The sequence below is a fragment of the Heyndrickxia shackletonii genome, from assembly GCF_001420715.1.
GTDB classification, from domain to species: Bacteria; Bacillota; Bacilli; order Bacillales; family Bacillaceae_C; genus Margalitia; species Margalitia shackletonii.
This window is the reverse complement of sequence record NZ_LJJC01000004.1, coordinates 2,515,592-2,538,823: the sequence shown is the minus strand read 5'-3', so window position 1 is coordinate 2,538,823 and position 23,232 is coordinate 2,515,592. Positions and strand designations below refer to the sequence as shown.

Sequence of the window (23,232 nt, the reverse complement as noted above, 5' to 3'; positions counted from 1 at the left end):
GTCCTTACATTGGTTTTAGTGGTGGATCAAGATGGTACTCTTGATTTGCGTAAATTGCGTCTATTTCTTTAGATTGCAGCAATGTTTTTATTGCAGTCCCTGGCAGCTTCATGGAAACTCCGTTAAATGCAGTTGTATAGGTGTAAGTGATAGAATAAGATATCTGGTTTTGATCTAATAGTCTTTTTAAATCTTCCTGAAAACGTGAATGACTCTCTTCTACATCTTTTTGAGCTTGTTCTAATGTTAAAGGAACACCCTTTGCTTCTGCTAATGCAACAGCCGCTTTGGCTGGTTTTGTTTTAAAGTGAATAATAATTGAAACTGTTTTTTCACTATTCATATTAATCTTTGGGTCAATGTATAAAGCTGATGTCATCACTTCTTCCCCCTCGCTTTTATGCCTCAACGTTACATCCTTATGATCTTGAAGATTGGATACTCCACACCCTGCTAGTAATAAAGGAAAAATGAACAATAAAAAATGGTACCTTCTTCTTTCCACAGCTATAATATCCTTTCTTATATAGGATAATTATAGGCTTTCCCTTTTTTATTATTATAAAATATATACTTTGGAAAGTGACAGGATTCCTGCAAGGGTTAATAAATTGAATATAATTACTTATAAGGAAAGAAATTTTAAGTATCCTTCCATTTATTCAAAATCATAGAGTCCATCGTTATGTGTGTTGATTACTTTGAAAATAATCCGTTCCTATTAATCTACAAAAATTTCTTTCCACTCATCTTTTTAGCAAGTAATTCGCGGGCGAGCTCTTGTGCGCCTTCAAGACAGTGACTAGCTGCCCAACCACATTGCACCTCGTTTCAAGAAATAATTCCTCGAAGCACGAGGTCCTCTCCAAACCGGTTTTCACGAATATTTTGGCGTATCGGAGGGTTTTCAATATAAAAAGGACCTTCCTAAGCTTGACTAGTAAGCACACATTTATTTGTATCCTTAAAGCTGTAGCTTAATGTCAGGAAAGTGTTATATTGTTGGTGGAAAATAAATTTTGTTGGGGCAACTGACAATTCTTATTTTGATTTTGTGGATAATGTGTGATTCGCGTGTTTTGCGGAATTTGTGGGTATTGTCGATTTTGCAGCTTAAATTGATTATAGAACATGGATCAACTCTTCTCGGATTAAATTGTTAATATATCATATGACCTCACTTTCTTCTTAGAATACTTAGTTTGGTATGTAAAAAAGGATAAACCAGAATTTAAGTACATTTTTTGCTCATTTATGTTCTTATTGTTAGTGATTGAAAAAATAGATGTAATATTTAAAATAAGCGGAGAATTTCCGGCTAAACTGTAGAATACAGTTTGGTTCGGGGTATATAAGCGGAAAATTTCCGATTAAGCAAAGGAAAATTACCTATTTTCACGTTTTTCGAGTCAATAGTCGGAATTCTTCCGTCTATTTAAGCCATTTTCAGTGCTATTTTCAAATTAAGAGGAAATTTTCCGCTTATTGATCAAACTCGCTTTAGCGTTTAATGAACTACTTTATAAATTATCAGTAAATTAAAATCACATTATTATCAGAAATAATCACTCCTTTTAATTGAGAATTGTTATCAATTATTGTATAGTAGATTGTAACAACACATATAATGGAGTAAGGAGAATAAATAATGCAAATTTACTGGACTAAAATAAATAAGATTATGGAAGAAACGTCTGAGGTTAAAACGTACCTACTCGACTGTCCGGAAGACTTTACATGGGAAGAAGGTTCCCACACCCACTTCGCACTGGAAGGTTTTAATGCCGGAGATAAACCAAACCGCAGCCTGATTCGTCATATGTCCATCTCTACTTTACCGCATGAAAATGCAATCGGTATTACAACACGTATCAGAGAGCAGTGCTCTGAGTTTAAATCGATTTTAAGAAATCTTGAAGTCGGCAATGAAGTTGCCATATTTAAAACTCATTCGAATGTACCGCTTAAAAGAGAAGACAAAAATATTTACCTGCTGTCATCAGGTGTCGGCCTGGCAACTTTCAGACCGCTTGTAATTGAATATTTTGAACGTGCTGACAACGTCAATCAAATTCATTCCCTGAACATCGATTCATCAAAAGATTTCTTATTCACTAATATTTTTAAATCCGCACCTGAGAAGAAGTTCACGGCACAGTTCGTCGATAACCGTAAAGACTACTATGAAGAAGTGAAAAATCTTGCTGCAGATAAGGATGGAATCTTCTATGTTGTCGGCAGCGACGAATTCCTCATGCAGAACATTGAAGTACTTCGTGAGCAGGGCATCAAGCCAGAACAGATTATGCTCGACAAACATGAAAAACAACTGCCTGAGTTTCTATCATTTGATTTGTCCATTTAAGCGAGACAAAATATGTTCTTGAGATATTCCTTTAACGGCCGCAAATGTAGGAAAAATCATAGATAGTTAATGATTAAACTTTTAGAGATAGTAGATCTATTACTCTATCATATATTATGAAAATCCCTTCTGTATCTTTACATCTCAGAAGGGATTTTTATAATCCGATACTCCCATGCTGATGAGACTTTTTATCGAAAAATTTGTAAAAATAAACCTTAATTTGTAGTATAATGTAATTAATGCTTGTATTATGCATTGATTATCTGAATGATTGCTAGAATCCTAATAATAATGAGAGCAAATGGAGGTAATTCATGGCTACCGACAATCCAGGATGTTTAGGCTTTTTGTTCCGAATATTCGGAATTACAAAAAGCGACAAAAATAAAGAAGAAAAATTTCCGTATAAATTAAGAGACGACTTTTTATCGCCGTCTGAATTATCCTTTTTTAACATTCTATCTCAGGTCATTCCAAACCAATTCATTATTTGTCCTAAAGTTTCTTTGCAAGATATATTTTTTGTAAATGAAAAGGATAAAAGCAGCTATTATTCCTATTTAAATAAGATTAGTAGAAAACACGTGGATTTCCTCATTTGCTCGGCTAAAACGCTGCAACCCGTTTGTGGAATCGAATTAGATGACCGTTCTCATGGAAGGGAGGACCGGGTAAAACGAGATGAGTTTGTGAATCAATTATTTAAAACGGCAAAACTAAGTCTCATTAGGTTTACGAATAAAAAGAGTTACACACTTTCCGAAGTAGAAGAAAAACTCCATTCAATTATCTTTCATCATGAAGCAACGGATATAAAAGAAACTCCAATAGAGGAACAATTCAACATGAATCAAACTCCATTATGTCCAAAATGCCAAGCGCCTTTCGTTTTGCGAACGGTAAAAAGCGGATCCAATAAAGGGAAACAGTTTTATGGATGTACGAATTTTCCTCGGTGTAGGGAGATTGCATACATAAACGATGATCAAATTCATACTATAAAGTAAAACAAAGGATCATCCGTATGCTTTTCCAAAAAAATATACTAGACAGGGAGTTTTTCAATGTTTAAGTATTTTATTAACGGTTTAATATGCTTGTTACTAGGATCACAGCTATACTATTTAGCTAAAGGGCTATCCGTAACAGTTTTGCCTGCGCAACTCCTAATAATATTCGGTGTTTTATTGATGATAGGCTCCTTTATTTACTCGGCAAGACAGTCATCAAAGGAAAAAGATTCGGCTAACTAGCAGGATTTTTCCATTTAGCAAAAGAGTGTTTTATCTAAATAGAAAAGCTAACTAAGGAATATATCTTGCACAATATTAGGAGTAACGCAAATACAAAAGGAATCTTAAAACGAAGATGAAATTGAGAGAGGAAATGCCCTACTATATAGTCAGAGGGCAAAAACATCATTTAATATGGAAGAGTCTAATAATCAGTTGTTATTCAACAAAAGATGTTCATTCAGCGACTTGTTTACCGCTCATTCTGTTTAATAATGTCCTGCCAATGCGGAGGAAGTTCATGTGTTTCAAGATGTTCAAATTTCTTTAATTTAATTTGACTAGGAATGATGGTTGGTGCGATTTCAAAAGTCAATCTGTCTTTTCCTACTGAAATATGTGGTCCAACCACGGGGGTAGCTTCTAATGTGATGAAAAAATGAAAGGTACGGTATCCACCAATTCTTTCTATTTTTACGATTTCAATTTGGTAAGGGTAGACCGACGGTGAGTAATTTAAATATTTAGAGTAATAATGGTTCACTGCTTTATCTATTTCCCGACCTAATAAGATCATTAATATATCATGGACCATCATTTCCTTCGTATCTTGAGGGGGCGTCGTACTTTCATGTTTCCACCCTGTCAGAAGCCAGTCAAAAAACTCAACTGATTTCAATCGAGTCTTTTGATTATGGTGGGTAAGGATGACATCCCCATCTACCAGTGCACAAAATTTTGTTTGATGTTGCACATGGCAGTCATATGCGGTTTCTACTATAGCAACATCGCCGTTTTTCATTTTCATTTTTAATATAGCAATCGGAGTTTTTCTATTATCTAATTCCTTTGTTTTCTTTACTGGGGTTGCTGTGTTAATCCACTCCACCACTTTTTGGATTACGAATGCTTCCATACCATCATTTTCATGGAAAGTTCGTGTTTCTCCAGAAGTGCGATTTATTTGCATCGAAGCAACATCCTCCCACTTCATTAAGACATTATTTGCCTTTACAAATGGAATCGGAAGGAAAATTCCTATAAATACCATGAATACTATTATGAACTTTTTCATTACCTTTTCACAACCATTGCAGTGCTCAATTGCTTGTCATTATTTTACCTCCATTGTAAATCTTGATGATTTCCATTATTTTGTAATATAGAAGAAAATAATATAAAATATCAAAGTATGAATGTTTTCATTACGGGTAGTAGTTAAAAGTAGCATATACTAAGTCAAAAAGTAGTAAAGGAGATCCAATGACAAACAACAACACATCAACCAACACAGGATGGAACTTTGACAATAGTTATGCTCGTCTTCCGAAACTATTTTATAGTGCGATGAATCTTAATCCTGTACGATCACCCAAAATGATCATCTTCAATTCTCCATTAGCAGCAACACTTGGATTGAATGAAGAGGCATTGAATAGTCAGGAAGGAGTAGAAGTACTTGCTGGTAATCGGGTTCCAGAGGGCGCATTGCCGATTGCTCAGGCTTATGCAGGTCATCAATTTGAACACTTTACCATACTGGGAGACGGGCGAGCGCTCTTACTTGGAGAACAGATTACTCCTCATGGCGAGCGGGTGGATATACAACTGAAGGGTTCGGGAAGAACACCTTATTCCCGCGGAGGAGATGGCAGGGCAGCACTTGGTCCAATGCTGCGTGAGTATATTATAAGTGAAGCCATGTTTGCATTGGGTATTCCGACTACTCGAAGCCTAGCGGTGGTGACAACCGGTGAGTCGATTATCCGTGACACTGTACTGACGGGTGCCATCATGACACGTGTTGCGGCAAGCCATTTGCGTGTGGGCACCTTTCAATATGCTTTAAGTCGGGGAACGGTTAATGATTTACGAGCTTTGGCTGATTATACGATAGAGCGGCATTTTCCGGAGATAGTTGCTGGTCAGAATAGATATTTATCGTTGTTAAAGGAAGTAATTAGGCGACAGGCGGAACTGATTTCCAAATGGCAGCTGGTTGGTTTTATTCATGGAGTGATGAATACGGATAACATGACCATTAGTGGGGAAACGATTGATTATGGACCTTGTGCTTTTATGGATACTTATGACCTGGCAACGGTATTCAGTTCGATTGACATTCAAGGCCGTTATGCCTATGGGAATCAACCTTATATGGCTGCATGGAATCTCGCAAGATTTGCGGAAACGCTCATACCTCTGTTACATGATGATGAGAAAGAAGCTCTCAAACTTGCCCAGGATGCCATTTCGGATTTTAGTAAATTGTACCAATCCTATTGGCTCACGGGAATGAGAGCGAAACTAGGGTTATTTAACCAAGAGGGGGACGATGAAAGTCTTATTGGAGACCTCCTCACTTTGATGGAAAAGCATAAAGCGGACTATACGAATACTTTCCTTGCACTAACGTTTGATCGGAAGGAAGATACTGATCTTTTTGGTAACAAAGAATTCGAACAGTGGTTTGCGCGCTGGCAGTCCCGACTGAAAAGGCAGGAGGAAACAAAAGCCTCCTCACTAGAGTTGATGCGTAACTCTAATCCAGCTGTCATTCCGCGCAACCATCGGGTTGAGGAAGCATTAGAAGCTGCAGAACATGGAGATTATAGTGTGATGAAAAAGCTTCTTGATGTTTTGGCAAATCCATACGCACACACGGCGGAACAGGTTGAATATGCTAAATTGCCCGAACCATCGTCTTGTCCATACAAAACCTTTTGTGGTACTTGATGTTAGCCATCAAGTGCTTTTTTTCTTAGGTGGCATAAACAACACCGCCATCCTTTTTAGTGCATGGACGATTTCTCTGGTTCGCTTTTACGGGTGTAAAACCAGCGAGAAGATAGAAATCATCCACTCACTTGCGCTATTTATTCCGGTTCCAAATTTGTGAATACATAGAATCGACATGGTATTTTTTCGAAAGGCTTTGTTATAACTCACCGTATATTTCACTGTGATAAAGATAAACGGAAAAATTCCGTTTAAATTGGGAAATACCCACATTTCCCTATAAATAAAAGGAATTTTTCCGCTTATCTTATCCAAATCATTGAATTTTGTCTTATTTTGAGAAGTTAACCGGAAATACTCCGCTTATATCGGCCTCTTAAGCCTTCACTATCTACATTAGTCGGAAATACTCCGCCTATTAATTTCTCATACATATACGCAAATCAACAATGAATAGTAACAAAGCCTTTCGAAAAAAAGGATTTTAACACATAAATAACAAATATACATATAAGAAATAAAAACCTTCTAATTATGGATGGAGTTGAAGGAAAATCAAACTTAAAACAGGGATAATATTAGTGTTAATTGCAATTGCTTTGGTTCTATTTTTTAGTTTCCATGAAATTCTAAGTTTGTGTAATAAAATTTATGTTCATAAGACTAAGGAAGAGTCAACTGTTACAAAAATCTTAACGAAGGATGAATTTCTGCAGCTTAAAGAAAAGCAAGAGGCTATATACGCTGGTAGTTATGATAAATGGTATAGATGGAAAACCCAATGGCTATCCAATGAAGTGAAACAGGCAACAGGGACTATATTGGAGGATTATTATTTTTTGAGGGAGCACCCAGAATACGATTCAGCAAAAATTAAATATAAAGTAACGAAGTACAAAGAGGATGGAAAAACAGTTAAGTATATTAGTAATAGTAAAATCATTCAAGTTCATTCAAAAAACGGTTGGAAAAATAAATGAAACACGGTGGCGGTTCTCCCGTATCCAAATTCGTGAAGAGACATGCACCCGTGTTTCTTATTGATAAACAACTTCTACAGATTTCATATTTAGAGTCATACACAACTCCAATGGCCCTGTGAGCAATTCGACGTGAAAAGCACGCGATTTTTCTCATTAAAAAGGATAAATTTATTAAATGCCCCCCTATGAAGCATCTCTTCCCATCTATCTTTTTCTGCATGGACGTGTTTCCTTTCCGTTAGGTATAACATGAAAATACTCTCGAATCTTTTGTTGATATTTACTTTAACTCGAGACAGTCGGATATCTAATGAAGTTTCTTGTGATAAGCTTAAGCAGTCTCGAATATGTTCAATAGCCTCTATCGGTATGGAGTCACTTTACGGGAATTATCCTAATTTCTGAAATGTTTTCAGCAGCACCATGGCCCTCAGCAAAAATTCTGATCCCCTTGTAAAAGAATGAACAAATTGGGGTTCTTCTGTTGTTGGAGAATAGACTTGATGTAATTCTTTTTACGTGGGTTACGTTTAATTGAGGATACACTGTTCGCTCAATCGATGCCATAACACAAACTCCCTTTATTTTAAGATGTTTAGAATGTTTACTTTTGTAAATATCGGGAAAGAGTAGCCCTCTAATTCCAGTCCTTTCAACAATTTCTTTCACATGAACTCATTTAAAGTCTTTCACCTCTATATAAAAATGTATCATAAACGGTAGTTATAGATTTTAAGTAATGTTTTGAAATATTAAGAGAGTTATTAAATCGTTCAAAATAAAAAAACTCAAAAACTTTCATTTTTGAGAATATCCACTCCACCCCCTTAAGAAAAACTTAAGAAACGACCCCTAATTATTTTAAGAAATACTATTTAAACTATATGCTAGCTTACACAATATAGATGGGGATAGGAATGGCAAAGAAGTACGGGCTTTATTTTGGTGGTATAGTTGTTATAATAATTATTTATTCTATTTATTTAAAGATGAAAAATAAACATATTTGTTTAGAGGGCAATCAATAAGAACATCATTTTTAAGTATCTATTATAGTTAATAAATGGGGGATTTATAATGAATAAAGAAACAATACTCGTTGTGGACGATGAAAAGGAAATTCGAGATTTCATTACTATCTATTTAAGAAATGAGGGGTATGAAGTCTTACAGGCGAGGGATGGAGAAGAAGGCTTAGAACTATTAAAGACAAATGAAGTACATTTAATTTTACTTGATATAATGATGCCAAAAATAGATGGTATCCATATGTGTATGAAAGTAAGAGAAATAGCAGAAATGCCTATTATTATGTTATCCGCAAAAACACAAGATATGGACAAGATATTGGGATTAACGACTGGGGCAGATGATTATGTCACCAAACCTTTTAATCCATTAGAACTAATAGCTCGAATCAAATCACAGCTCCGCAGGTTTACAAAAATGAGTGGAGGCTTTGAAAAAAACGAAAACGAAATCGAGATTGGTGATATTCAAATTAATGTCTCCACACATGAAGTAAAAGTTGGTGGAAAGCAAAAAAATTTAACACCTAGAGAGTTTTCTATTCTAGAACTGCTTGCTCGAAACCGTGGTATTGTTTTCAGTGCTGACCAAATTTACGAAAGAGTATGGAATGAACAGGCTTTTCAATCTGATAATACGGTGATGGTTCATATTCGAAAAATACGTGAAAAAATAGAGGAAAATCCAAGAAAACCACGTTATATAAAAACCGTTTGGGGAGTAGGATATAAAATTGAAAAAGATAGTTAAACCCATTGTATTTATAAAACGACTCATTCAAATAATGAGAACTAGCATCCAAAAAAGTATTAGAATTCAGTTAATTACAACGTTTGTTTTTTGCGTATTCTTAGGATTTTTAGTTACAAGGGTAACAACACCATTATTTGAAGACATGAATAAAAGGGCTATAATCGATTACAGTAGTAGTATGGAACAGATTAACATGGAAGCTAAATCAACAGCAGAAACAACGGCTGAAGAAAATTCAATTGTTGCCATTAATAATATGATTGAAGATGAAAATCAACGTTTAAAAAATGGACAAAATGCATTGAAAGTACTTGTTACTGATGAAACAGGCAAGGTTTTATATAAAACAAAACAAGCGCAGGAAGTTCAAATTAATTTACATGATATGATGAGCAATGTCATGTCATTTGCAATTAACGCACCAGCCGGTAAGGGAGAGGTAGAGTTGTCGCGAAGAGAGTTTATAACGTTTTATCCTGTGACGATTAAAGGGAAAAACTTATATCTTTTCGTAAGCGGAATTCCTGAAGGGGATGTAAGTTATGAGACGAAAAAAGGACCTTTTCCATTTATAATTGGATTTTTGGTGTTTATTTTTACTTTCTTTTATATAACTAAGCGAAAGATGAAGCAGATTGAAGCAATGGCCAGAGGTGTAAAAGAAATTGCAAAAGGGAACTTGGCATATCGTATAGAAATGAAAGGTCAGGATGAAATTGCTTCCTTAACAGGTAATATTAATCATATGGCTGAAGAACTAATGGTGAAAATTGAAAAGGAAAGAAAAGTAGAAAAGCAAAAAAATCAATTGATTACAAACGTATCACATGATTTGCGAACACCATTAACATCCATAATGGGTTATTTGAGCTTGTTACGAGATGGGAAATATGAAAATAATCAACAACATAATGAATATATAAAAATTGCTTATTCAAAGTCCGAACAGCTTCAGAATTTAATAGAAGATTTATTTGAATATACAAAGCTTACTGATGAAAATTTCGTATTAGATTTACAAGAAGTATGTATAAATAAACTCCTAGACCAATTAATCGAAGAATTAGTACCTCAAATAGAAGAACGCAGTCTTACCATTGAAAAAAAATTCTCAGACGAGGATCTATATGCTGTCGTTGATTCTGAGCAAACGGTTCGACTGTTTGACAATTTATTGATGAATGCCATTAAATATAGTAAAGATAACGGAGAAATACTTGTCTCGCTTGAAAAACAACCAAATAACCTTAAAATATCCGTCGCAAATTATAGTGAGGAGTTCACCAAGGAAGAATTGGAGAACTTATTTGAACGTTTCTATAAAAAAGATCAATCAAGGAGTAGAGTAGAGGAAGGTTCTGGACTCGGTCTTGCGATTGCAAAAAGTATTGTAGAACTACAAGGAGGAGAAATTCAGGCAGAATATGAAGATGGAGTAATTCGATTTATCATTTTACTCCCGATTTTAGGTGAAAACTAATTATTATTGAAACAGATTGTGATTATACAAACTTAAGAATAAGTTTTAGAACTCTTATTTTGCAAGAGTTCTTTTTTTATTCTAGCGATATTGGTCATTTCTATTAGTTTGTTAAGAAAACCTTAAGAAGCTTCTCAGATTTTTATTAAGAAATGCTCCTTATACTTAGGGTTAGGTTATATAGTTTCGTTGAAATCCTGAAGATTATCAGTATAGGAGGAAAAAGAAATGAAAAAGTTATTACTTGGAGTTATAGTGCTAATTATTATTGGAGCAGGAATATCAACATATATCGGAAAGGAATATAGAGATAGATTTAATCCACTTGTTAAAGAAAAGGATGTATATGCACTTCTACAAGGCGAAGGAAAACCAAATCCTGATTTCCCGCAACGATATATGTTCATGTTAAACGGTGTGGATGAATTAGGAAAAGAAGATGAGATAAAAGTAACAACTTCTGATAAGGACTTTCCGAAAAACACTTTTATAAAAGTACATGTAAAAGGAAAATATGTTTTCGAATATGAGATTGTAAAAGAAAAGGATGTTCCTGAAAAGGTAAAAGAAAAACTACAAAAACAAAAATAACATAGAAACTACTTTAGGATTTCTGTAACTACTATATAACAAGCTATATAGGTATTCATAAAGAAACAAAAGACACGATAGGTAGGAGATATACATGAACAAACCAGTTGTAAATGTGAAAAATGTGAAAAAAGTTTATGGGAAAAAAGGGGAGAATCAATCTCATGCATTAAAGGGATTAACGTTCTCCATTCAAGAGGGGGAATTTGTTGGAATAATGGGACCATCTGGTTCAGGGAAAACCACATTATTAAATGTAATTTCAACACTTGATAAAGCTACAGACGGCATGATTGAAATAGCAGGTACGGAAATTTCTAAGATGAAGCAAAATGAATTATCCGACTTTCGTGCTCAAAAGTTGGGCTTCATCTTCCAAGACTTTAACTTGCTTGAGAATTTATCCATTTATGAAAATATTGCATTGCCACTTTCACTTCGGGGTACTTCTTCAAGAAAGATTAGCCAAAAGGTCGAGAAGGTAGCAGATATGTTAGGGATCTCCGCAATTCTTCAAAAATACCCTTCGGAAGTTTCAGGTGGACAAAAACAACGTTCCGCAGCAGCACGTGCGCTGGTACATGAACCAGCTATTATTCTCGGGGACGAGCCAACAGGTGCGCTTGATTCTAAAAATGCAACGAGTCTTTTAGAAGCAATGAAAAATTTAAATGAAAAACAAGATATTTCCATTATGTTGGTTACTCATGATCCATATAGTGCTAGTTATTGCCAGCGTATTTTATTCATTCAAGACGGAAAATTGTATAAAGAAATTCACCGTGGTAGTACGCGTGAGGCTTTCTATAAAGAAATTCTGGATGTGCTTGCATACATAGATATACATAAAGAATAGGAAAGGGAGTTCAGCATGTTATTTAAGCTTTCCATGTCAGGACTAAAAAGTAAGTTGAAAGATTACGTCGTCTTACTTATAGGTCTTGTTATGTCGATTTCAATTTTTTACATGTTTCAAACACTTGCATTGAATAAAGCTTTTCTTGAAGCAAATTCGACAATTAAGTCCATTGGATTCGTTTTTCAAACCGGTTCAGTCTTACTAGCAATTATCACTTTCTTCTATATTTTATATGCAAACTCTTTTTTATTATCTCTTCGGCAAAAAGAGTTTGGAATGTATATGATGTTAGGAGCAAAAAAAAATAAGATTACATTGATTATGTTTATAGAGACTATTGTTATCGGAATAGCATCTATAATATTTGGTATTATAGTAGGAATAGGACTTGCACAAGGAATAGGAAAATTGCTTATGAAGCAACTTAATTTTACAGTAAGTGGTTATCAAGGCTTTTATGTACCATCAATGGTAATGACTTGTCTGTTCTTTTTCTCTCTATTTATATTATCCGCCGTTATCAATAGTGTTAAATTATCACGTATCTCGGTTTTGCAGCTTGTTCACGCAGATACTCAAAAAGATAGTGTGGTAATAAAAGGAAAAGCGAGTGGGGTTGTAGCATTCTTTTCAATAATTTTATTAGGGATTGGCTATGCATCCATGATGAATCTGGATAAACTACGAGAATCAGGTATTATGATTTCAATGCTTACGGCAACAGCAGGAACATATATGTTATTTACTTCTGTTTTGCCGTTAATTATAAAAAAACTAAAAGGTAATAAGAAGTATAGGGAAAAAGGCATTAATGCTTTTACATTTGCTCAATTAAACTTCCGTATTAATCATTTGACGAAAGTACTTGCAACAGTAGCAATGTTAGTTGCACTTGGTGCTGGTGCAATATCAGGGGGGTTGGCCTTCAAAAATAATGTAATAAAATCTACGGAACGAATGGAAATATATGATACAGTGATTTACAATCCAACAGCGGAAGAGATGAAAATCCTAAATAGTATTCCTTTTATTGAAAAAAATAAGTATCGTTATAAAGTAGATGATAGGTTTGTATATTATTTAAAAGAAGATCTTGAGAAATATCGCCCACTAATTCATGAAGAGAATAAAAAAGGCTATACAGGTAAGGTAAAACGTGTTACTGAAAACCTTCCAGTAGGAGCTGTTTCAAGTGATAGTCAAAATAATAAAAAGATACTCCCAGATGAATGGGCTTCTGCTTTAAGATCTATTCAGCCTAGCTACCTAAATTACTTTGATAAAGGGTTAAAAATAGTAGATTTAAAAACCTATATTGACATACGAGGTAATAAAGGAATTGTATTTTTCGGGAAAACGGATGATTTTGCTTCACATATAAAAGAATGGAAAAGAATTGACGAATTACAACTAGTTAAATATAAAAATTTAAAAGCTGATGATATGTTAAGTAAATATGAAATATATAATGGATTTTATACTGTTGCCTGTGGGACAGTATTTATGGGCCTCTTTTTAGGCATAGCTTTTTTAGCAATGATGGCCAGTTGTTTAATGTTTAAAATTCTATCCGGTGCAACGAAAGATATTACACGATATGAAATGCTTCGTAAAATAGGTGTTCGCAGTGAGTTATTAACGAAGTCTATTTATAAAGAATTATTTTTAGTTTTTTTATTTCCAGCCATTGTAGGCATTATTCACGTCTTAATTGGGATGAATATGTTCAGATATTTGGTAATTGACCCGTATTTCCGTATTTGGGTACCGATTGTCATATTCATCATCATTTATATGATATATTACTTTATTACAGTTCAATTATATAAGAGAATTGTTCTACCGAATGAAGAGTAAAAAGAGATTCGATGGTTAATAGGAGGAAATGACAAACCATATCCTCCCTACACCACCGAAAGTATAGTTCCGTATACAAAATATGGGTGTTTCAATTGGCTTGAATGTAATTGTTCAAGTCTAGAAGTTTACGCTTACAACCCTTGGTTTAGCTAGTCGAACCGAAAGTTTTTGTAATAGTGCTTTTTGGCGTTTAAGTGCAGTATTGGGCCAATAACACCCATTTAGATGGAAAGCTGGGGGTAGAAAAGGAGGTTGCCTACTTGTTTCAAGTTAAATTCCTTCCATCAATAGTTCAACCGCTGGAACATCCGCCGGAGCCCATTTCAAGGAATCAAGATTTTCTCTTTTAAGCCAAATAAGTGTAGAGTGCTCTTTTGGTATAGGAGTTCCTTCTACAATCTTGCATTTAATAGAGATTAAGTTAATGTTAAAGGTCTCATATTCGTGAAAAATGTCATTATGTATTTCATGCGTTTCAATTTTACAGGTTAATTCTTCCTTAATTTCTCTAACCAGGGCAGTATAAATATCTTCATCCTTCTCAACCTTACCCCCAGGAAATTCCCATCTATTTGGATGATCCATTTTTGGAGAACGAAGTGCACAAAGAATTTCATTTTTGTCATTTTCTATAATGGCTGCTACAACTTTGATTGTTTTTTTCATATTTCCTCCAATCCTTTAATCATGAAATGGCATTTCCTTGTGCAATATTATACATATATTTCTTTTCAAAATACAAAATGGCTAAAGCAATAAAAAAAGGAAAATATATGTTAAGTGAATTAGAATACAACATGGGCAAAAAATAGTAAAATCGCATTGTTATTCCTGTATAGTGAAATCGCCGATTGTGTTTATTTGCTCTTTAAAATTAACTTAGCATGCAAAGCAAAAAAATTGACCAATAAATCTCATTTGTTTACTATGAATTTCGAGGAGTGAAGAAAATGACAAATTATTTAACACCATTTAAATTTCATAACGGCGTCGAGCTACGCAATCGCTATGTGATGGCACCGATGACTACGTATTCTGCTAATCCAGACGATACGGCATCAAATGAAGAATTAGCGTATTATGAAGAGCGTTCCTATGGAGTAGGGGCAGTAATTACGGCATGTACATATGTAATCGCAAACGGTAAAGGATTCCCGGGACAATTTGCGGGGCATACAGATGATTATATGGACAGTTTACGAAGTGTGGCACAAGCGATTCATAAAGGTGGCGCTAAAGCGATTTTACAAATTTATCACGGTGGTCGCCAATCACCTCGTGAACTTGTGCCAAATGGCGATGTTGTTAGTGCTAGTGATACGATAGCGGCAGATGGGGGAAAGGCGCGCGCTTTAACGGTGGAAGAGATTCAAGAAATCGTGAAAGCATTTGGTGAAACAACGCGGCGTGCCATTGAAGCAGGCTATGATGGCGTTGAAATACATGGTGCAAATACATATTTACTGCAACAATTTTTCTCTGGTTTCACAAACAAACGTACAGATGAATACGGTGGTACACTCGAAAAACGAATGCGCTTCCCATTAGAAGTAGTGGCAGAAGTGAATCGCGTAAAGCAACAATACGCAGATGATTCCTTTATCGTAGGCTATCGGTTCAGCCCTGAAGAGCCCGAGGAAGATGGTATTACGCTCGATGATACGGTTCAACTTGTAGATCGTTTAGCGAAAGAGCCACTCGATTATTTACACATTTCACAGATGGATTTCCGTTCAATAGCACGACGTTATGAAGGGGAGAAAGAAAATCGTATTAAAATTATAAAGCGTGTCATTGATGGTCGCATACCGCTTATTGGTGTAGGCTCCATTTATTCGAAAAAAGATGCATTAGAAGCGATGGAAACAGGTGCAGAACTACTAGCATTGGGACGAGAATTATTAATTGAGCCGCATTGGGTAGAAAAAATTGCGGCAGGGGAAGAAGTCATTACTGAAATGGATATGACACGAGAGAATGTCATTCCTAGTCCGTTGATGCGCATGATGCAATCAAATCCTGGCTGGGTACCTGGCGTTAAATAGTACACAAAAGAGGGTTGTCTTTAAATAGCAACACCCCAGAAGTTAGAGTGAAAAACCTAACTTCTGGGGTGTTTTTAAATGGATTGAAAATTCAATTAGAATAGGTGAGAGCTCAAATAAACGGTTACTAACAAAACGTTGCCCAAAAGCACTCCTAATGCAAACTTGTTTCCGTTTCCGTAGATTTCGCCCTTTGTACCCTAATTGTAGCTCTCCTAACTAACACAAAATAGGAAAGGAACGCCAGAATGCTTGAACCGAAGATGGTGATTCCCATTGGAACGCCTGTATTTGATCCGGCGATTCCAACGAGCGGAGCAGATAACGAGCCGAGTACAAATGGCAATAAGCCCAATAATGCGGAGGCACTGCCAGCAATATGTCCTTGTGACTCAATGGCTAATGCAAAAGACGTTGTTCCAATAATACTAATTGATAGGACAAAAAAGAAAATAGGGATAGCGACGGCAATGATTGGTGCTTTTAAAAGAAGGGCGATTAGTAAACACGCTCCCGCTAAGTTAGAGATTCCTAACCCAATCTTTAAGAATGTTCGCTCCGATATTCTGTCTGTAAAGCGCCCAACCGACTGACTCCCAATGATTAATGCTAAACCGTTCACTCCAAATAATAAGCTGAACTGTTGAGGAGTGACATGGTAAATATTTTGATAGACAAATGGAATACCAGATACATAGGCAAAAATTCCGGCAGTGGTAAATCCTTGCGTGAATGCGTATCCCATGAACTCTCGATCCTTGAATAAAGAACCAAAATTGCCCAGAAGTTGAGGCAAGTTACTTGGAACACGTTTTTCTACTGGCAACGTTTCTTTAAGTTTCAATGAAACCGTGAAGATTAAGATGGCGCCAATACAAGCCAAAACAATAAAAACTCCATTCCATTTGGTAAAAGAAAGGATGATTCCTCCGGCAACCGGTGCAACGATAGGGCCTAAGTTACCGACTAACACCATTAGAGTAAAAAACTTGGTTAGTTCCTTACCGCTAAAGAGGTCTCTGACGACAGCTCTGGAAACCACAAGACCGCCCGCTGCAGCAAAACCTTGGATAAAACGAGCCACAATAAGGAAATAGATGTTAGGTGCAAACGAGCAAGTCAAGGAAGCTAATAAGTATAAGCAAAGAAAAAATAGCAATGGTTTGCGGCGGCCTTTGACATCGCTCAACGGGCCAATAAATAATTGTCCCGCCCCAAGTCCTAATAAACATGCAGTTAAACTAATTTGTACCAGTGAAGCAGTTGTATGAAAATCTTTTACAATAGTAGGGAAGGACGGCAAATACGTATCTATTGTAAAAGGTCCTAAAAGTCCAAGTGATCCTAAAAGAATTGCAAGTTGTATTCGTTGTTTTCCACTAGGTGTATTCAATTTTTCCTCACCTTTCGATTAAATTTCTTTTTACACTAGTATCGTTCCTACAGTAATTTCAACAATCCCCCCATTCGAAATCAATCTTCCTTTGACCTAACACAAAATTTCGAAATCCGAAATTACGTAATTTTCATTATAACCTGATTTCATTTGCGGGTAAACATTAAAATATGCTCAGACAACCATATTTAAAATATACATACATAATTGGGAACAATTTTATAAAATTGCCTCTGCTAAATGTTTATATTTGCTAATCGTCCAAATTCTTAATATAATTTGAATAGGAACAAATGTTTGTAGGTGATTAAAACGATTAGCAACTTGTTAAAGTATTTGAAAAAACACTTGCTTTTATAAATGAATATGGAGTTGTGCTATAAGAATAAGGATGGGGACTACATTTAGTTTGGGTTCGTCTTGAGTTTTTATTTACTTATCAACACTTTAAAAATTACAAAAAATAAATAAAATATCTAAGAACATATTTCAAAATCCATCATATACTGCTTTCTGTGAGTAATTTTATGTATATGGGGGTAAGAAGAAAAATGAAAGATATTCAGTTGAAAATATCAAGGGAAAACGCGAGCAAGGATGGGAAAAATGGTTATAAGATTATAGAGGTGAAAGTATCGGATCCAACAGAAAGTTTATTTTCAGTAGTTACTCCGATAAAAAAGCAATAGGTGAAATAAAAAACTATCTTTCAGGTAAGTGTACATAGAAAGATGGTTTATTCGAAGTGTGTTGGTTATTCTATTATTTTCGCAAATGAAGATTTTGCATGTTTATCATGAAAAAGCACAAAACTTTTTTAAGCTTGTGCTGAATTTACCTGCGTAAAAAATAGAATTACTTGGTCTTAAGTGCCTGATTTCTACTATATTATGATAGTGGGGATTAGGCACTTTTGTTGTGCATAATTATAATTTAAATATAGAAAATAAACCAGAACGTATGTTTCTGTTGGGAATTATGATATTCTATAATTAGCTACATAAGCAGGGAGGGCGGTGGCACCTATTTCTTGTTCCGTGGTCATTTCACAACAAGAAAGGAGGTGTTGCCGATGACAATCTTCGAGGCACTGGTTTTGATGATCAGTTTTGCTGCATTGATTGTCATGATCATAGAAGAAAAGTAGCCCTCCCTGTGTGCTAAGGTGTAGGGTTACTCTTGCCTTTAGCCACCGCACTTCTTGCGGAGTAGCTGACTGAACGCTGATGTTACAGCATCGGCGTTCTTTTTTAGTGTATTCTTGTACTTATTATAATATGCGAATAATTAAAATGAAAGTGTTTCATCTTTTCTATTAGTATTGTTCAATCGATACAAAATAGTAACTGCCCATTTCTACTAAACGTTTATCCACCTATGCGGTAACTATAGGAACCCTGTTCTTTATAAATTTTCTCTTCAAATGTTTTACACCAGTTTCTTACTTCATCAATATTATTCGTTTCCAGTACTTTCGTATCCCATGGAATCTTTAAAGAGTTCTTTATATTCCATATTTCTTCACTAAATAATAAATAGTATGGCTCCTTTTCCTTCGAATAATTGGTATTTGTAATTAATTCATCCCAATCGTTATCCCATTTGTCCTGATTCCTATCTATTCTGCAAAATATTTGCCCCGGCTGCAGAAAGGGATATGTTTCAGCAAGTTCCCACAACTTTTCATCTGCTTCATCAAACAAATCTTCGTCTTCATTCTCCATTACAACATAAGTGTATATGTGATATTTCTTCTGCTTTGGATCTTCCCTTTTCTTTTTCGTCGAACTTATAACTATGATGACTACAATTAGTACTGCTAATCCTAGAATTAAATAAAACATTTTGTCACTCCTAACTATAGATTTTATATATGTCTTCGATAAATTCCTTATATTTCCTGCTTTTTAACAAAAACTATGCTACTGGAAAAGTATTAACATACATGAATACTTGGCACTTCAATTAGGGTACGGAAACGATTTGAGGATGGAGGGGCCACTATGGAAAATAACAGGGGAATTTGACGGAACCTATCATTTTGATAGGGTTTTATTTTATTATAAAGATAGAATAATATAATTTGTAGGGAGTGACATGAATTGCCAAGTATTCAGGATACTATATACCCAGGTTTTAGTTGATGGAGAAAGACTTAGAAGAAGTGTACACCCCAACTCGAATGAGCACAGTCTAAGTCTAAAGGAACCATACAGAATCTAGCATTACTGGTATTAAATAAAACTGTCCAAAAGCTTGGATTCTTATCCGTATGTTTGATGTTCCTAAAGCGATTGTCACAAATGTTGTGAAAAAATCAAGTTTGCCTTTGAAAACGAATAGTGAAAAGAGAACGACCAAACGTAATTTTCACTTTATTCGGAATTATCTTCAACTTCGCCAATTTGAGACCTAATTAATATATACAACCTACATAATGGAATAGTCATTCATTATGGTGCCAATAAAAATTCTATAGAAGAGCGAGAGAGACCATTGAAAAAGAAAATATTAATAGTAGATGATGAACAAAGCATTGTGGACGCAGTTGCCTATTCCTTTCGTAGGGAAGGGTATGTGGTCGAAACTGCAAATGACGGGGAAGAAGCTCTTAGACTAGTAGAGTCTTTTCAACCAAATCTTATCATTCTGGATGTAATGATGCCGAAGTTATCAGGGTATGATGTGTGTCGCAAACTGGAGAATCGGAAGGGTATCGGAATTATACTTTTAACGGTTAAGGATGATATTGTCGATAAAGTACTGGGACTTGAACTAGGGGCAGACGATTATGTAACAAAGCCATTTGACTTACGTGAATTATTAGCTAGAAGTAAAGCGCTCATAAGGCGAATGGATGGCCGAGATACTAACATTGTTCAAGAGGAAATTATTGTTCGTAATATTCAATTGAACCTATTTCAGCGAACACTGTATGTAGACAATAATCTTGTTAAGTTAACTCCAAAGGAATTTGATTTATTGGTACTGTTATTCACTAATCTTGAACGAGTATACTCAAGAGAAGATCTTCTAAATATTGTTTGGGGGATGGATTATATAGGGGGGACGAGAACTGTCGATATTCATATACAGCGTCTTCGAAAAAAGATAAATGATTTAGAACAGATTGTACTTCAAACCGTTTATGGTGTGGGTTATAAAGCTTCCTCTGGAGTAAAAAAATGAGAGTAAGTCTTAAACTAAAAATCAGTTTAGCATTGGCCATTATCCTCTTGTTAACTGTGGGAGTACTTAGTAAGTTTGTGCTACATGGAATTGAAAGATATCAGATTCAAACGGTGGAGAAACACCTTTTACAACAAAGTGAAATGGCCCAACGATATATAAGTCAAAATTATTTAACCGAGGATGAGAGAATTCCACCAGGGAATTTTATGCATCAAAGAGGGCAGCGTCTTGCGATGTATCTTTCTATGCTTAGTGGAATGGAGGTTGTTTTGTACGATTCAAAGGGTAGTCTAGTTGGTAATTCGATGCCACTCAGTAATGAAGCGAAAGGTGTTTCGGACACTCTTCATTATGCTATTCAAGGTAAAATAGCCTACCAGACTCTAGGAAATTCACTCACCTATTTTTCACCGCTCCAAATAGAAAATAAAATGATGTGTATCATTGAATTCCACTATTCTCTTAAAAACAACCATGATTTTTTAAATATTACGAAGCATTTATTTTTAACAGTGGGTATTATTGTGTTTATTGTTGGATTTGTTGTTGGCTATATTTATTTTTATAAAATTGCCTTAATCATCTCTAAACTTCAAATAGCATCAAACCATATCCATTCAGGTCATTTTTTGGATAAACCTCCAGTCGTAAGAAGAGATGAATTAGGGGAACTAAGTCAGGACATTTTCAATATGAGCAATTCTATTAAACAAAACTTGAACAATATGAACTTGGAGAAGCAGAAGCTAGAACTCGCTGTTCAAAAGCTCCAGGTATTGGAGCAACAGCAGAAACAATTTATTGGAAATATAAGTCATGAATTTAAAACACCTTTAACATCCATTAAAGCATACGTTGATTTGCTCAGTATGTACCCGGATGATCCAATGTTGATTGAGGATGCTGTTCAGAATATTAGTAAGCAGACGGATCGTCTTTATGAAATGGTTGAAAAAGTACTGCGTCTTTCCGCGTTGGAGAAATATGATTTTGAGCAGCAATCACAGCCAATCGAGATGAAAGATATTTTGACAGACATATGTAACAGTATGCGTGGGAAAGCTGCAAAGTATAATTTGAAGATTCATACTAAATTAGTTTCTGCCGTTATATGGGCAGATAGAGAGAACTTAATTCATATTTTCGTTAATTTAATCGATAATGCTATAAAGTATAATGAACTGAATGGTACTATTTGGATAGATTCTTTTGTGGATAATGATTTCCTCATCATCGATGTAAAAAATACTGGAAATATGGTTTCAAAAGATCTGCAGAAGAAAATATTCGACCCTTTCTTTACAGTAAATATGGAGCGCTCCCGCGAATTTAGTGGAACTGGCCTTGGACTAACTATTGTAAGAAAATTAACGGAAAAACAAAACGGGACCGTTATACTTCATAGATCCGATAGACAAGGAACGGTATTTCGACTACGTTTTCCTATATATCATGCCTTGTAATGGGAGTTGGCGATGTCCATTTAAAAGTACAAAAGGAGATTTATCCGTGAATTTTTTTAAATTAATGAAAGTGTTCATAGTAACTTCAATCCCTATGTTGATTATGACTGCGTGTGATCAACAAAATAGTAGTACCAGGAAAATGATTGAGAAGGATGGAAAAACTATTATGATATTACAGCCTCCTAAACAGCAGGAAAATATTGCCGTGAGCCATATTGAAAATATAGATGATACACTAGCCACTCAATTCTTTTCAGAGACTAAAATTATCCTTAATACACCTAAGAACTTAGGAGCGAATAGTTCTGAAAGCAGCCTTTACATCTATGATATGAATACGAAAACCAAAACACTATTGAAATCCGAATTCAAGTTGCAAAACTATTCATTATTGTCCCCCGACAAAAAACACCTTTTCTTATTCATGGATGACGGTGAACGTATGGTTCGTTATATAATGGATATCCAAACTAAAAAAACAATAAGCCTTGGCAATTCTGATATGGTTAATAATGTCCAATGGTTGGATCATTCACATGTCATATTTAGTACACTTAATGGAGATATCCTAAAAGCAGATTTAGACGGTAATGTAATGAAAATCACTTCAACGAAAGACGCCATCTTATCCATTGGGATATCCAATAAAAAAATTTATTTTGTTGACATCAACTATCATTTATTTTCTGTTGACGGCAATAGCAAGCCATTTCTGATCAAGAATCATATCTCTAGTGTGATTCCATCACCTGATGGTTCTCAATTAGCATTGGTACAAAGAACGAATGATACAACTGAAGAGTTAATCCTTACTGATTTAAAGGGGCGTAACCCCATAAAACTTGCAAGCGGTATTGGAATCTTGGGTACTAACTGGGCTCCAAATGGAAGAAAAATTGCTTTTAATCTATTTTCCGAAGATAACAGTAAGAGGGGCCTATATGTGGTAGACACTTTAACAGGTGAAATGAATCCTATACTCTTGAATGTCCAATATCCTAAATACAATATTCGTATTCCTGTAAGCTGGAGCGAATCCAATAAGAAGATTATGATTACAACATTTGATCAAAACAAAATGATTACGAATATCATCTCACTTAAATAAAATTAGAAGGGCTACTTAGTAGCTCTTTTTTGAAATTCTCGATTCCTCAACTCAAAAGTTTACAAGTTGGAAACAATTTTTTTGCATTCTTGCAATAACTAAGTGAAAAATAGAAACATTAAACAATTATT

At 35.1% G+C, this 23,232-nt stretch carries 21 protein-coding genes and 1 pseudogene; 15 read left to right on the top strand and 7 right to left on the bottom strand.

Features of this window, described 5'->3' with window-relative positions; translation table 11 throughout:
* Window positions 1-4: 4 nt before the first annotated feature.
* Both AN964_RS12085 and AN964_RS27060 read right to left on the bottom strand, forming a co-directional pair.
* The gene (locus AN964_RS12085; protein WP_055741230.1) at window positions 5-379 is read right to left on the bottom strand and encodes a protease inhibitor I9 family protein; all 375 of its coding nucleotides are present in this window, start codon (window positions 377-379) and stop codon (window positions 5-7) included.
* A 342-nt stretch (window positions 380-721) separates the two neighbouring features.
* Window positions 722-831 (bottom strand): annotated as a pseudogene (locus AN964_RS27060) (S-ribosylhomocysteine lyase); the annotation flags it as partial.
* A gap of 817 nt (window positions 832-1,648) precedes the next feature.
* Here AN964_RS27060 and AN964_RS12080 point away from each other — a divergent pair.
* The 3 genes from AN964_RS12080 to AN964_RS26040 all read left to right on the top strand — a co-directional run bounded on the left by AN964_RS12080 (window position 1,649) and on the right by AN964_RS26040 (window position 3,621).
* The gene (locus AN964_RS12080; RefSeq protein WP_055739920.1) at window positions 1,649-2,365 is read left to right on the top strand and encodes a hypothetical protein; all 717 of its coding nucleotides are present in this window, start codon (window positions 1,649-1,651) and stop codon (window positions 2,363-2,365) included.
* A 317-nt stretch (window positions 2,366-2,682) separates the two neighbouring features.
* Window positions 2,683-3,375, top strand: coding sequence for a DUF2726 domain-containing protein (locus tag AN964_RS12075; protein WP_055739919.1), 693 nt, complete (start codon window positions 2,683-2,685; stop codon window positions 3,373-3,375).
* A 57-nt stretch (window positions 3,376-3,432) separates the two neighbouring features.
* Window positions 3,433-3,621 carry a hypothetical protein gene (locus AN964_RS26040; protein ID WP_152982380.1) on the top strand — a complete coding sequence of 63 codons (189 nt, stop codon included), beginning with the start codon at window positions 3,433-3,435 and terminating at the stop codon, window positions 3,619-3,621.
* Between the two features lie 232 nt (window positions 3,622-3,853).
* Here the strand turns inward: AN964_RS26040 and AN964_RS12070 are convergent, their stop codons facing one another.
* Window positions 3,854-4,675 (bottom strand): DUF3888 domain-containing protein, encoded by an 822-nt coding sequence (locus tag AN964_RS12070; protein ID WP_055739918.1) that lies wholly within the window; start codon window positions 4,673-4,675, stop codon window positions 3,854-3,856.
* Between the two features lie 188 nt (window positions 4,676-4,863).
* Between AN964_RS12070 and AN964_RS12065 the strand changes: the two genes are divergently transcribed.
* Window positions 4,864-6,336 (top strand): protein adenylyltransferase SelO, encoded by a 1,473-nt coding sequence (locus tag AN964_RS12065; RefSeq protein ID WP_055739917.1) that lies wholly within the window; start codon window positions 4,864-4,866, stop codon window positions 6,334-6,336.
* A 584-nt stretch (window positions 6,337-6,920) separates the two neighbouring features.
* Window positions 6,921-7,319 carry a hypothetical protein gene (locus AN964_RS12060; protein ID WP_055739916.1) on the top strand — a complete coding sequence of 133 codons (399 nt, stop codon included), beginning with the start codon at window positions 6,921-6,923 and terminating at the stop codon, window positions 7,317-7,319.
* A 378-nt stretch (window positions 7,320-7,697) separates the two neighbouring features.
* On the opposite strand, the gene AN964_RS26035 is transcribed toward AN964_RS12060, so the two are convergent.
* On the bottom strand, window positions 7,698-7,991 hold the full coding sequence (locus AN964_RS26035; RefSeq protein WP_152982379.1) for a hypothetical protein: 294 nt from the start codon (window positions 7,989-7,991) through the stop codon (window positions 7,698-7,700).
* 408 nt (window positions 7,992-8,399) lie between these two features.
* Between AN964_RS26035 and AN964_RS12055 the strand changes: the two genes are divergently transcribed.
* The 5 genes from AN964_RS12055 (at window position 8,400) to AN964_RS12035 (ending at window position 13,891) form a co-directional block, all read left to right on the top strand.
* Window positions 8,400-9,101 carry a response regulator transcription factor gene (locus AN964_RS12055; protein ID WP_055739915.1) on the top strand — a complete coding sequence of 234 codons (702 nt, stop codon included), beginning with the start codon at window positions 8,400-8,402 and terminating at the stop codon, window positions 9,099-9,101.
* Window positions 9,085-10,584, top strand: a complete 1,500-nt coding sequence (locus tag AN964_RS12050) for a HAMP domain-containing sensor histidine kinase (RefSeq protein ID WP_055739914.1) — start codon at window positions 9,085-9,087, stop codon at window positions 10,582-10,584. Before AN964_RS12055 ends, AN964_RS12050 begins: the two co-directional genes overlap by 17 nt.
* 228 nt (window positions 10,585-10,812) lie before the next feature.
* On the top strand, window positions 10,813-11,175 hold the full coding sequence (locus AN964_RS12045; RefSeq protein WP_055739913.1) for a YxeA family protein: 363 nt from the start codon (window positions 10,813-10,815) through the stop codon (window positions 11,173-11,175).
* A gap of 94 nt (window positions 11,176-11,269) precedes the next feature.
* Window positions 11,270-12,031 carry an ABC transporter ATP-binding protein gene (locus AN964_RS12040; protein WP_055739912.1) on the top strand — a complete coding sequence of 254 codons (762 nt, stop codon included), beginning with the start codon at window positions 11,270-11,272 and terminating at the stop codon, window positions 12,029-12,031.
* Between the two features lie 15 nt (window positions 12,032-12,046).
* Complete coding sequence (locus AN964_RS12035) at window positions 12,047-13,891, top strand: FtsX-like permease family protein (protein WP_055739911.1); 1,845 nt, start codon at window positions 12,047-12,049, stop codon at window positions 13,889-13,891.
* A 273-nt stretch (window positions 13,892-14,164) separates the two neighbouring features.
* Here the strand turns inward: AN964_RS12035 and AN964_RS12030 are convergent, their stop codons facing one another.
* Complete coding sequence (locus AN964_RS12030; protein WP_055739910.1) at window positions 14,165-14,560, bottom strand: (deoxy)nucleoside triphosphate pyrophosphohydrolase; 396 nt, start codon at window positions 14,558-14,560, stop codon at window positions 14,165-14,167.
* A 284-nt stretch (window positions 14,561-14,844) separates the two neighbouring features.
* On the opposite strand from AN964_RS12030, the gene AN964_RS12025 reads away from it, so the two are divergent.
* Window positions 14,845-15,939 carry an NADH-dependent flavin oxidoreductase gene (locus tag AN964_RS12025; RefSeq protein ID WP_055739909.1) on the top strand — a complete coding sequence of 365 codons (1,095 nt, stop codon included), beginning with the start codon at window positions 14,845-14,847 and terminating at the stop codon, window positions 15,937-15,939.
* A gap of 154 nt (window positions 15,940-16,093) precedes the next feature.
* Here the strand turns inward: AN964_RS12025 and AN964_RS12020 are convergent, their stop codons facing one another.
* Window positions 16,094-17,332, bottom strand: coding sequence for a Bcr/CflA family multidrug efflux MFS transporter (locus AN964_RS12020; protein ID WP_055739908.1), 1,239 nt, complete (start codon window positions 17,330-17,332; stop codon window positions 16,094-16,096).
* Window positions 17,333-17,886: 554 nt separating this feature from the next.
* On the opposite strand from AN964_RS12020, the gene AN964_RS26365 reads away from it, so the two are divergent.
* Entirely contained in the window at window positions 17,887-18,024 is a 138-nt protein-coding gene (locus tag AN964_RS26365; protein ID WP_161809242.1) for a hypothetical protein, read from the top strand.
* 678 nt (window positions 18,025-18,702) lie between these two features.
* On the opposite strand, the gene AN964_RS12015 is transcribed toward AN964_RS26365, so the two are convergent.
* Window positions 18,703-19,179, bottom strand: coding sequence for a hypothetical protein (locus tag AN964_RS12015; RefSeq protein ID WP_055739907.1), 477 nt, complete (start codon window positions 19,177-19,179; stop codon window positions 18,703-18,705).
* Between the two features lie 652 nt (window positions 19,180-19,831).
* Between AN964_RS12015 and AN964_RS12010 the strand changes: the two genes are divergently transcribed.
* The 3 genes from AN964_RS12010 to AN964_RS12000 are packed head-to-tail and all read left to right on the top strand — an operon-like array spanning window position 19,832 to window position 23,101.
* Entirely contained in the window at window positions 19,832-20,524 is a 693-nt protein-coding gene (locus AN964_RS12010; protein ID WP_055739906.1) for a response regulator transcription factor, read from the top strand.
* Window positions 20,521-21,990: a sensor histidine kinase gene (locus AN964_RS12005; RefSeq protein WP_055739905.1), complete on the top strand. Its 1,470-nt coding sequence runs from the start codon at window positions 20,521-20,523 to the stop codon at window positions 21,988-21,990. Before AN964_RS12010 ends, AN964_RS12005 begins: the two co-directional genes overlap by 4 nt.
* A 46-nt stretch (window positions 21,991-22,036) precedes the next feature.
* The gene (locus tag AN964_RS12000) at window positions 22,037-23,101 is read left to right on the top strand and encodes a TolB family protein (RefSeq protein WP_055739904.1); all 1,065 of its coding nucleotides are present in this window, start codon (window positions 22,037-22,039) and stop codon (window positions 23,099-23,101) included.
* The last annotated feature ends 131 nt before the right edge of the window (window positions 23,102-23,232 follow it).